Below are 11,424 nucleotides of genomic sequence, written 5' to 3' on the forward strand. Positions count from 1 at the left end.
ACGATCTTATCGCCTTGGGCTGCAATTAAGGCCGCCATCTGCGCTGTGGTAATGGCTGCGCAACCGGCTGGGGAGAATTGGCTTAATTGGGCCGACGATAAAGCGGCAAAGGCCGTTGGGCTGATTTGAGCAATCTGATCTTCAACAATAAGAGCTGCTGTCATGTTGCATACCTTTTAAAAGAGCTGCGCCATCAGTAGGCCTTAGCTTAGAACGCAAAAGGGAAAGATTGAGACGATTTTCGCTGTGCTGAGCCTCGCCTGAAATATAGTCTTCCATCGGTGCCGTATAAATAACGATACTTTGGAAGAGCTAAAAATGAAGAACATGCCGATACTGAGTTCAAAGAGCCTGCTGTTAAGCGGGTATCTGATGAATAAACAGTCGGGGCGGCGGCCCTCGAACTGGGGCCTCGAGACCAGACGCTACGAAATTGGATCAAGGTTGCCGCAGCAGACAAGCTCACAGGTGCCGACAGAAAGGTAGTCATACCTGAGGCGACGAAGTTATCCCGACTGCGAGTTGGAGTCGCTCGCCTGACGCTGGAGAACGAAATTATAAATAAAGCAGCGGCGTATTTTGCGAAGGATGTTCTGTGAAATACGCCTGGATTAATGCGCAGGGCAAAGCATTTACTCTGAACTAAATGCGCAACATCCTTAAGGTCAGCATTAACAGCTATCGAGCGTGGAAACGTGGTGACGCACCTGGCCGCAAGCGGATGACCGATACACAGATGCTGGCAGTGACACGGGCGATTCACACTGAGCTCAAGGGGGCTTACGGCAGTCCGCGCACGATTCGTGAGTTGCAGCTGCGAGGCTTCACTGCCGGCAAAGAGCATGTCTAAAGGCTCATGTGAGAGAACTGTATTCGTGCCCGTCATAAGCAACACTACAAGGTCACCATGGACTTGAAACATGGTTTGCCGATGGCCGAGAATTTGTTGACACGAAACTTTACGCCGAGTGCACCGAATCAAGCATGGACGTCGGACATCACGTATCGTTGAACCGACGAGAGGCGGCTGTACTTGGCCATCGTTCTGAATCTGTTCAATCGTGAAGTCATTGGCTAGTCGCGCAAAAATCGCATAACGACTGACATCGTGATAGGCGCGTTGACGATGGCTTAGTTCCGCCGGCGGCCGGACCAAGGCGTCCTGCATCATTCGTCCCGCAGCAGGCAGTCCGCCAGTCATGCATTTCAGGACAAGCTCCAGGAATTTGGCACGATCTGCTCGACGGTCCGGAAAGGCAATTGCTGGGACAACGCCCCTACAGAAAACTGGTTTAACAGCTTCAAGAATGAAAGGTATCATGGCTTACGCTACGCTATTCATGCTGAATTTAAGATTGCTAGCCTTGAATATATTGAAGTCTTTTATAATCACAAGTGACTCCATTCAACACTTGGCTATCGATCACCGATCCAGCACTTACAGCGCTGGGCCAGGGAGCAAAATCAGGAAAAGCAAACTGCATAAAAACCTCCGAATGGAAGACTAAATTCCGAGGGAGCCTCGAAATGCTGCACATGATCGTCTGATTTATTTTTAAAAAGAAATTCTTCCAAGTAGAACCGTTATTTTCTCTATGTAGAATAGACTACTTGCTCGACAAGCTAGCAACATGTTAAATGCAAAAAAACATAATAGTAAAATTGCGCCAACTTATAAAAATATATGATCAACTGTCAATGTTGATAGGTAATTTGATTAGATGAGCGCACATCGATCCTCGGCTCAACCCCACTTAACGCATGTCGTTATACGCAAGTCTGATGCGGCAATGACGCCCTGAAGAAATTTTACATTCAATGACTTATCGCAGCTCTTGTAAACTGGTGGTAAATCGCGTTTTCTCTTGTTTTTGTGTGAACGCATTGGCTATCGAATCGACGACTTGGGCAGAGACAGAATTTCATCAAATCGACTTGGGCGATACACGCCTGAACACACAAACGAGCGCGGACATTGATGAACCGATTTACGGTCGAGCCTTCAGCCAGCGCACCGAGGGTATACCGAGGCTGGAGCGCAACGATGGTGACGTACTTTTTTTCGACAATGACAACATCGACTGGCGCGTGCTCATGGCACCCACTTAGTGTATGTCGCGAACCATGAAACGAACATGATGTCTTTGATGTTGCTGGCACAGGAGTTGGGCACGTCCGCTGACTGGCTGATGCGCGCCTCGCACAATCGCTGCCTGTTTGATGGCGACAAGCTGTGGCAACACACAAGTACCAGGAAGCCGGTGGGATAAATTTCGTTTGTGATAGCACCACAACAAGGCGTCAAGGTACGCACCGTGCGCCAGCAACTGTAGGTGAAGCTGGCCGAACTGGTGACAGACAAAGGCAAAACTGTCAGCGCCACTTGCGTCATTGCGCGCGAAGTCGACGCGCCAGCCGGTATCAAACCGATCGAATGCCGTTTGCTGACCAACCACGAGGCTGGCACTGTGGAGACGACGGTCGAACTGATCAACTGGTATCGCGCACGCTGGGAAATCGATATTCTGTTTAACGTCCTGAAGGAGCTTTAGCTCGGTTAGATTGATCGACTTAACTCGCTCTGACGCTGCTCATGATGGTGGCCTGGCATGTCATCCACCCGATGGGGTGGGTCGAATCTATCCCGACCTGGATGCGACATTGCTCTTTGAACCGGACGAAATACATGGGGGCTTATTTGTCGACGAACATGGCGCAACCGCCCAAGTTAACGCTCAACAAAGTACTGCGCTGACTGCTCGTCTCGGAGGATCCCTTGGCCGCAAACGTGATGCCGATCCGGCGTGAAGACGATTTGGCTGACCGGAAAGAGATTCATGTCGTTGCAAAAACGCTATGCGCTCTGCCGCCGGCGCTGCTACTTGTGTATAACAAGATGCTCTTGCCGTTAAAAAGGCATAGCATCGAGAAAATCGTGATCATCGATGATATGTAATGGCAGCACACCGCATGAGTGTTACTATCGCCGCCCTCCGGCGGCTCAAAAGGCGGCGTAGATGGCTGACCGGGCCACCCACCGCGCGCACGCTCTTCCCCGAGCTCGGCGACGAACGGTGCCGCGGATAACCTACATCCGCACTGTCCCACCTCAAAGTCAAATTCGTATCCAACCAAATGGAGCTACTTCTGAATACCGTCCTTGTCTGCCAACTCGTCGACTTTGAGCCTTGACGAAAGCATAGCTTCGCCCTGGTCAATGTTGAAGCCGTCCGTCAGCTTCTGCTTATCGTACTCGCTGGTGATGGTCGCGTTGGCTTCAACGCCCAGGCGTTGCCCGGCAAGCTGATTCGAGGCTCAAGGCGAACAGCAGTGACGTCAACCTCAACTTGAGATAGGTGTTTACGACTTCGGCCCGCACGCCGCCGTCCCGGAGAATGCGCAGCAATTACTCAACGTCACCCAAGATGATGCTTTGCAAACTGTGTTCTTAGCACTGTGCAGAGCTACTACGATGTTCAGGCCGACCAGGCGTTGTTAGCGGCTACGACAGAGGCGAAGCAGGTAGCAGCCGAAAATTTCAAAGCCAGCGAGGCGAAATATCTCGCCAGTGCCTGCACGTTGGCCGACCAATTGCATGGCACAAAGCCCCTAACGCCAAGGCCAGCCTGAAACGGACGCAAGCTGCTGGTGATCTGCACTATGCGTTGGACAGCCTGGCAATTGTCCTGGGACTGCTCCCTAATACGCCGCTGACGCTGGCCATACTCGGCGTATGTTGACGACGCAGTACACAGCTATGCTTGCTGGGTTGCTAGATTTGGCGCATCTGATAGTGAATTGGTCAGACCCTTATCAATTTGGCGCAATTTGACTATTTCATGATCACTTATTCATATTCCGTGAAGCCATACGGCGATATATTTGTATAAGCACTACGAGGATTTTCGCGGATGGCATATGAATGTTCCATTCGGAATCCTGGTTTTGAGGGAGGCCACCATGAATACACATCCTGATGATGCGCTAATTAGCGAATACATGGAAAAAATCCAGGAATTGGCCGCATTAAGTTTACAAGCCAACGATGTCGATGTTGAAATTTCTAATGTTGTCAACGAAGCGTGCTATTACCTGTCTCATTCCTTGCAATGTGATGTCCATAGCAATTTATTGTCTTTTAACCGGCGCTTGAAAAAAATAGTAAGCATGGTCCATCCTTGTTTGCCAGCCTATAAAAATACCTTGGAATCGGCCTTGGCATTTATTTTTATTTTTGAGACACAACAAAACCGGATCGTGAAACCGGGAAGACGCCGCGAGGCCTTGCAATGTGAGAAAAGAGGCGCGTGATGTTCATGTTGCGATGTGAGGTTCGTGGTACCGTCATAACGCTGCTTTGTTACCTACAGCGGCGGCACTATTATTAATTTAATAACGGTACGCTGCAAATAGACAATGGTGCTGTCACTGACAATGAGATTGTGACTTTTAATTGCAGTGACAGGAAACTGGTCGTGAGCAATATCATTAGTGGGACGCTGGCCGTTACGAGCAACATAAGGCGGTGAATTTGTCCGGTATCGCCCTACAGGGTCGAGCACGCACAACTACTATTTGGATACCTATAGCAGTACATTGAATGCTTCCACTAGCCAGGCTCTATTAACCTTATCAGGGGGCACAACCTAACAACAAGGCTATAACTGGACAACACTTGCAACGTTTGCAGGAGCGCTGGTTTTGGCAGAGATCTATGCCGGCATAGATGTCTTTGATTCTTTGCTGGCGATCACAGAATACTTTGCTAGAAAAAGTACTGGAATCGATGCCCCCCGTTGCTGCCTATCTCGGAAATCAACTGGCCTTAAGCGGTACGGATGTAGACAATTATCAGGTCAATGCCATCAAGCATCCAAGTGATTTGCCACCATCACCCCAACCCCGTTACATATCGCGGCAGTGGATATGACTAAGTTCTTTGACTGCGCATGCGACTCCAATGGTATAGCGCTGGTCACCGGCCTAGTGGGAGGCAATACGATAGTGTGACAGCCAATCGTATGATCATGCCGCTCCCTTGGACGTGAATGGCAGCACCTGCGTGTCAATGGTGACTATCAGTTAGAAGATGGCAATGGCGGAGCAAACCATATTGCTATGAACACGACGGAGCAGAGCACGATTATTCCTTACCCAAAGATGCCTGTCTTTGGAATAGGCACAAATTTCGACCAATTTGACAGTCGTATCTATTCTGACAAATCCGTGAATAACGGGAATTCACTTTCCCAGATTAGTTTCGATACCTTCACGAAGATACTGCAGAACGAGGAGCTGGCGCCGCTCAAATATGAGCACCATAGTGAGCCAAAGTCACGTAATTTTTAAATGGGGCAGAGGAAAACTGGAAAATCAGAGGCTCCTTTTGACTTGCAGCAGCACTCTTTTATCACGGCGGGAGGAAAAGAAGATGGCATGTTTTTATCGGCAAAAATTATTGATCACACTTTCTGCGGTGGTGTTATTGACCGCCTGTGGTAGCGGAGAAGATTCCGCGGAACACACGGGCTCTCAATCTACGACGCCCATGCCGCATCCATTAAGTGAAGATCAAAGTGTGTATGTAAAACTGGCGCTATCATCAAGCGCCAGCTATAGAATAATTGGGTCATCACTTCTATTCGACAAACCAATTGTAGGCAATAGGATAGACGCTCCCACCATAAACGGCATGGCGATGTGCCAAAGTGGTGTGCAATTCAACCACTTGATGGATGGGAATGTCTGATATGAAGATCGCAACGATGGGCATCGATCTGGCAAAAAATTTATTCCAGCTGCACAGTAAGCGTGACGTTAGTCTTTTAATTACCCATATCTTTCGGATACAAAATTGAAACCTAGTTGCATATCGGCCAACCGTCGCATGGCTCGCCATATCACAGTGTTCCTAGATGGCAGATCGGCAGAGCGAGCGAGATAGCCTCCGAGCTGCGCATTTTTTTCAAGGTAACGAGAAAGAAGAGGCATCTCACGGGATCTCTTACTATCCTTCACCAAGCAGTTGAGGACGTCAATTTTTGTATGCGTCAATGCCAGTTCTGGATCGACGTCCGGACATGAACGGTTGATCATCGTCAACCAGAATATGCGCCAACTGATGATGCAAAAAACGGAGGCCAGATTGGCCAGCCGGTCTGCCGTGCGCAATTGTAGCTCCTCCGCTTTGCAGCTGGATTTCAGAATCTTATGGAAGGTCTCGATCTTTCAGCGCATAGAATACCAGTGGGGGTTTTCAATGGCATCGCGCCGGGAGGTTACTGGTAGTTTCCACTCGGTGCGCTTGCGATCTGCTGGCTCTGTGCATTCGCGCGCGCGTATCACTGCCAAAGACTGTAATGGTCAAGTAAATTCGGACACGACGATGGTTTTTTGCTGCCATGTTCCGCTCGTAGACAAAGGGCGGCAGATTGCCCAGAACTGAATGCAGACGTTCGTTGTTGTAGGAGCCAACGATGTAGGTGGCGATATCGATCTTGGCCTCCGCGTGGTTGGCATATTGACGCTGCCATATCCGTTCCATTTTGAGATTCAGGAAGAAGCGTTCGGCAACTGCATTGTCCCAACAGTTCGCTTTGCAAACAACCGATGCGGTAGCACGGCGCTTCGCTTCGTAGAAACCGGAACGGCTAACGCCCAGCACACGGCCGTTCTGTGCGACAGAGATGGCCTTCGTTTGCAGCTCGTCGATAAGTCAAAAACTCATTTCAGCTCGCGGGCAAAGAAGGCCGAGGCCTTTTTAAAATTTCCACATCTTCTCGCAGTTGGCGGTTCTCCTGCTCCAACTGCCTGATTCGTTGTTGTTCGGGTGTCAGCGGTTTGCCAATGCCTGGCTGGTCGGATTATTCGGCATCGTACTGCTCTACCCAGCGACGCACGGCGGTCGGACCAATGCTCATGCTCTCGCATACGTGCTGAACACTGAGTCCCTGTTCTTTGATCATTTTGACGACCTCAAGCTTGATGCGGTGATCGAAATTGCGGCGTTGCCTTGTCATGCAAATCTCTTCGGATGGTGGATGGTCTACTTATCGAGGTGTCCGGGAAAATTAGACCAATACAGATCTATGTGCGCTAGTCTTTGAGAGATCGTACGACCGGGTTGCTGCCTTTGCACGGCAGTGGCGGCTGGATCAACAGGATAGGAACACTTCGGTCGCAGTCAGAAGTCGGCCTTGAATAAATCAAGGCCGACTAAGGGCATGGAGACGGATTTCGACAGTCACTACCTCTTGCGCTGCGCCGCTTCCAGGTCAGCGAGATTGCCTCAACTTCTGCAGCCTGCCTGTTCGATCCATTCATAAGCCTTCCATTCCATTGAAAGGCTATATGTTTCGCTCTTTTAGGGTTATCACAAGGGGGCGTACTTTATTGATCGCTTACATTTAATCGACCTTCAATGATGCACCGTTGTCGGGGGTGCCAGGGTTAATGAGCTGTTCAATCCAGGCAATGCACCTGTTGGTGCTGTAGTTGCCATGGTTGCGGCAGGCATGGCTGCCATGGCCTGCACTAACTGACCAGTTCCTGTGACGATATTTAACAGTGCCGTAGACTGCAACAAAGTATTGTTTCCATTCACAATCGTGGTATTGCTGCTCGTTAGATTGCCAACAAAACCAATAGACACATGAATATTTGCCAGCGTCAACGCATTCTGTTGCGCAATGGTAAGTTGCCCCCATTCTGTTGGTGGCAGAGATGAGGTGCCGTTCTGTGCGTAGGCGCCTGCCAGGATTGCCGGTGGAATTGCTTGTAAGGCCACGATACTAATATTGGTTTCGTTGCCTGGGTTATTGAAGGCAGCAGCAAGTGCAGGTTGACCTAAAATCGCGGTGAGTTGCGGTTGGGTGAGGCTGGCCGAAACCTCTAATGACACTTGTGTAAATTGTCCGGAGGAAAGACTAGCAAACGCTGCAGGGGGGATAGCAGCAATCGCAGTTGAGCTAGCCTGTGCCAGGAGATCTGGAGCATTCACCATCAGATTTCCAAGCCCAGTTGCGCTCAAGCTATTATAAGCTGCGATGTTATCCCCGGCTACATCAAGCATATGACTGCGGATAAGATTACCGACGAAGCCTGAGGCATTTTCTGCATAAAGATTGAATAAATCCGGACGACGTGTAATGGCACGCACAATGGGAGAACCCAGACGTGCTGCGGCATCGTCACCGAGAACACCTACAAATCCAAATCCTTCCCGCCCCTGATTTACAGCATTGCTACCTAGCGCCACCACAACACTCTCCGATAAATTCTCGAATAGCGAACGATTGCCCGTTAATAGTCCTGCCCACTGAAGGGACAGTGTATTAAGAAACGTTTCCCCAATTGGAGAAAGTGCGATGGCCCCAAAGCTCGACGAGGTCACCCCACCTCCCGCGCTCAATGTCTGTATGATCACGGCAGGATCGTTGTTTATGAGCCATTGTAGGTACCCTACCCCCTGTGGCGTAACCGCAAACGCTGCAAAGGCCGCTGTGCTGAGCGTATAGTTCCCACCCTGCGCAGCTTGCAAGTTCGTATATAGCGCAGTAAAGCCAGGAGCTCCTCCGTTGGCGGCGGTCAACAAGGACGAAGGCCCGCCATTTATGCCCCGCTGTAGTGCACGCAGATTCAAATCCGTGACGGCGGCTAACTGCTGATTGATACTCTCCTGCTGCCCCCGAGCAATCAGGGCGGCAACAACGCCATCTGCGTAGCGACCCGCACTCAAATCGTTTAGAATCCCAGCCGTGAATGCATTCGCGTCAATGATTGTCTGACTGTTTTGTATGATACTGTTAATCGCAGTGCGACCTGGCTCGCCGTTGCTATTAAGAGCGAGAATCAGGGTCTGAGTAAGCGGAAAATTCGCCGGAAATAAATTAGGTTGGTATTGTAAAATGTTGTATATTAAACCTGCTCCCGTTGAGTGATTGACAATATTGTTAATATCTTGAACAGAAAACTGGAAGTTGTTCGGAATCATGCTATGAGTATTCCGAATAATTTCGGCCAGGGTCGCTGTTCCATTAGCAGACAGTATAAGCTGCTCGAGCTGCACGCTAGTGAACGTTATCCCAACCGGCAATAGTGCCGGTTGATAATGGGCAAGCAAACTCAAGGCTGGACGATTCGCGAGCACATCATCAAGCAAACTGGACCATTGATTTGGAGTGAAGGTAAATCCGATTGGAAATCTTACATTAGCCTCGGCAAACAAACCTAATACGGAAGAAGCAACATTACTATCAAATAGTGCATTAATTTGTGCCAATGTCAGGTTCAGAGAATCCAGAAGATTCAGAGCGTACGCATGCCTGACGGCCATATCCTCTAGCCCACGAATAATATTTTGAGCACCATCACCATGGTTCACAATTGTTTGAATAACAGAATTGAAGTAATCTTGATTGATGGTAAAACCAGTCAACAATGGATTAAGGCGGTAGCTTCTTGCGATATATCCCAACATCTCAAAACCATTGGGTGTAGCTAAAAGTTCCCCAGTAAGATCGCGATTACGTTCCGGGTCATCTAGTTTATATTGTTGTACAGCCATAGCAATTAATAGACTTTGCCCATGGCTACTGGAAAGCAAGCTCGCCAGCTGCGGTTCAGTTATGGTGATATTGTCCATGACACCCGGAACGTTTTGCACAAAAGCGCTAAATGCGGCCACAATGCGGTTGTTATCCTCCATTTCTGCAACAAAAAAGGCAAATCGATCAGTGGTGAAAGTGAATTCAACAGGCAACATTTGACTAGTGTTAGCGTTTGCTGCGATAGCACCCAGCGCAGCAATGCCATCGACGGTAGTAAAAAGCGTATCAACCTGATTTAGAGTAAGCGTAAAATTCGCCGGGAATAAATTAGGTTCGTGTTGTGCAATGTCTCGTATTAAATAATTACTCGAAGCCTGTCCATTATCGACAAGAAGCCCAACCTGATCCTGAGTAAGCTGGCAGTTATTAAGCATTGCAGGGGCATTGAGGATAATCTGGCTCAGGGTCACAACTCCATCATCATCGGCAACCAAACTCTCGAACTGAAGCTGAGTGAGAGTAAATCCGACTGGAAACGCCACATGAGTCGCTGCCATCTGACCTAAGAACCAAGAAGCAACAGAGTTCTTAAATAGTGCAGTAATCTGAGTCTGGTCCAGGGTAATACCATCAAGAGCGGTCGAACGGAATTCGGCAATCCTATACAGCCCCAAAACACTGCGCACATCATGAAGAGCGGCATTGAACTGGCCTTGATTGATGACAAAATTATTAGGCAACATTGGAGCAAGGTCGTCGTGCGCTGAGATAAAACCCAACATGGTAATGCCATTGGTTGAGTTTAAAAGGGCATTCATCTGATCATTATTGATGGCAAGACTGTCCACATAGAAATCATTGTCAATATGAGTAGTCAGTACTGTAGGGCAATTTCGAACAAGATACTGCAATAGGTAAATCCCAAGCTCGCTGCTAATCAAGGTATCCAGCTGCTGCTGATTCATGATGATATCGGCCATGGCATTCGGATTCTCTCGCACGATATTAATGAGGCCAGTAGAAACGGCAGCTGTATTCGCATTACCAACAGCAAAATCGAATTGATCCTGGCTAAGAGCGAAATTGTCGGGCAACAGTTGAGACAAGGTCCCATTTGCTGCGATGGCACACAACGCAGCAAAGCCATTGACGGTAGTACAAAGCGTATCAATCTGTGGTTGAGTCATGGATATATCAGGACTCCATACCAGCTCAGCGTAGTTTTGAACAATACTAAGGAAAGCTGCTGCCCCATTAGCCCCCCCGTCAATTAGGCCATTTATCTGATTTCGAGACAAAATTTCAGCGCCACTTACGAGCAATCTCAGAAAATTTTGCCCCCGCTGCGTCGTCGTCAGGTAGATCAGGTTCTCTACCGTAATATTTGCCACGGCCTCCCCACTTAATTGCCCCACCTGATCTAGAGTAGAGTACTGGAGAAACACCCCCAAAGTATCCGAATTCTGAACAACAGTCGTAAATTCGGTGTTGCTGAGAGCGAAATCGGGCGGCAGCGTGTTCAACAGACGACGCAACATTGGGGTTGCGATAGAACCCAACGCAACAATGCCATCGGGGCTAGTAAAAAGCGTATCAATCAGTTGTTGAGTCACACCTACATTGCTATTAAATAGCAGCTCCGTGTAGTTTTGAGCAATACTAAGGAAAGCGGCCACCCCATTAGCCCCCCCCTCAATTAGGGTATTTATCTGATTTTGAGAAAAAGTGGGATCCGAACTTGTCAGAAATGCCAGGAAGCTCCTCCCCGCCACCGTCGTCGTCAGGGTGATCAGGTTATTGGCCGTAATCCCTTGTACTGCCGCCTCAGTCAATTGAGCCACCTGCGCTTCAGTGATGGTGTTTAGTAGGAACAGAG

At 49.0% G+C, this 11,424-nt stretch carries 7 protein-coding genes and 2 pseudogenes; 7 read left to right on the top strand and 2 right to left on the bottom strand.

The window, feature by feature from the left end; translation table 11 throughout:
- Positions 1-338 precede the first annotated feature (338 nt).
- The 7 genes and pseudogenes from AC07RZ_RS23780 to AC07RZ_RS23810 form a co-directional block, all read left to right on the top strand.
- Positions 339-1,486, top strand: a pseudogene (locus AC07RZ_RS23780) (IS3 family transposase); the annotation flags it as partial.
- Positions 1,487-1,818: 332 nt separating this feature from the next.
- On the top strand, positions 1,819-2,109 hold the full coding sequence (locus AC07RZ_RS23785; RefSeq protein ID WP_494669825.1) for a hypothetical protein: 291 nt from the start codon (positions 1,819-1,821) through the stop codon (positions 2,107-2,109).
- Between the two features lie 224 nt (positions 2,110-2,333).
- Positions 2,334-2,552, top strand: a complete 219-nt coding sequence (locus tag AC07RZ_RS23790; RefSeq protein ID WP_494669826.1) for a hypothetical protein — start codon at positions 2,334-2,336, stop codon at positions 2,550-2,552.
- A 76-nt stretch (positions 2,553-2,628) separates the two neighbouring features.
- Positions 2,629-2,808: an IS4 family transposase gene (locus AC07RZ_RS23795; RefSeq protein WP_494669830.1), complete on the top strand. Its 180-nt coding sequence runs from the start codon at positions 2,629-2,631 to the stop codon at positions 2,806-2,808.
- Positions 2,777-2,956: a hypothetical protein gene (locus AC07RZ_RS23800; RefSeq protein ID WP_494669831.1), complete on the top strand. Its 180-nt coding sequence runs from the start codon at positions 2,777-2,779 to the stop codon at positions 2,954-2,956. The genes AC07RZ_RS23795 and AC07RZ_RS23800 overlap by 32 nt, the downstream gene beginning before the upstream one ends.
- A gap of 1,004 nt (positions 2,957-3,960) precedes the next feature.
- Positions 3,961-4,311 (top strand): hypothetical protein, encoded by a 351-nt coding sequence (locus AC07RZ_RS23805; protein ID WP_494669827.1) that lies wholly within the window; start codon positions 3,961-3,963, stop codon positions 4,309-4,311.
- Between the two features lie 1,000 nt (positions 4,312-5,311).
- Positions 5,312-5,749: a hypothetical protein gene (locus AC07RZ_RS23810; protein ID WP_494669828.1), complete on the top strand. Its 438-nt coding sequence runs from the start codon at positions 5,312-5,314 to the stop codon at positions 5,747-5,749.
- Between the two features lie 660 nt (positions 5,750-6,409).
- On the opposite strand, the pseudogene AC07RZ_RS23815 reads toward AC07RZ_RS23810, so the two are convergent.
- Positions 6,410-7,019: pseudogene (locus AC07RZ_RS23815) on the bottom strand (transposase); the annotation flags it as partial.
- Positions 7,020-7,417: 398 nt separating this feature from the next.
- Complete coding sequence (locus AC07RZ_RS23820) at positions 7,418-11,389, bottom strand: hypothetical protein (RefSeq protein WP_494669829.1); 3,972 nt, start codon at positions 11,387-11,389, stop codon at positions 7,418-7,420.
- Between the last annotated feature and the right edge of the window lie 35 nt (positions 11,390-11,424).

Source organism: Collimonas sp. GW821-FHT07E08, from assembly GCF_059418905.1.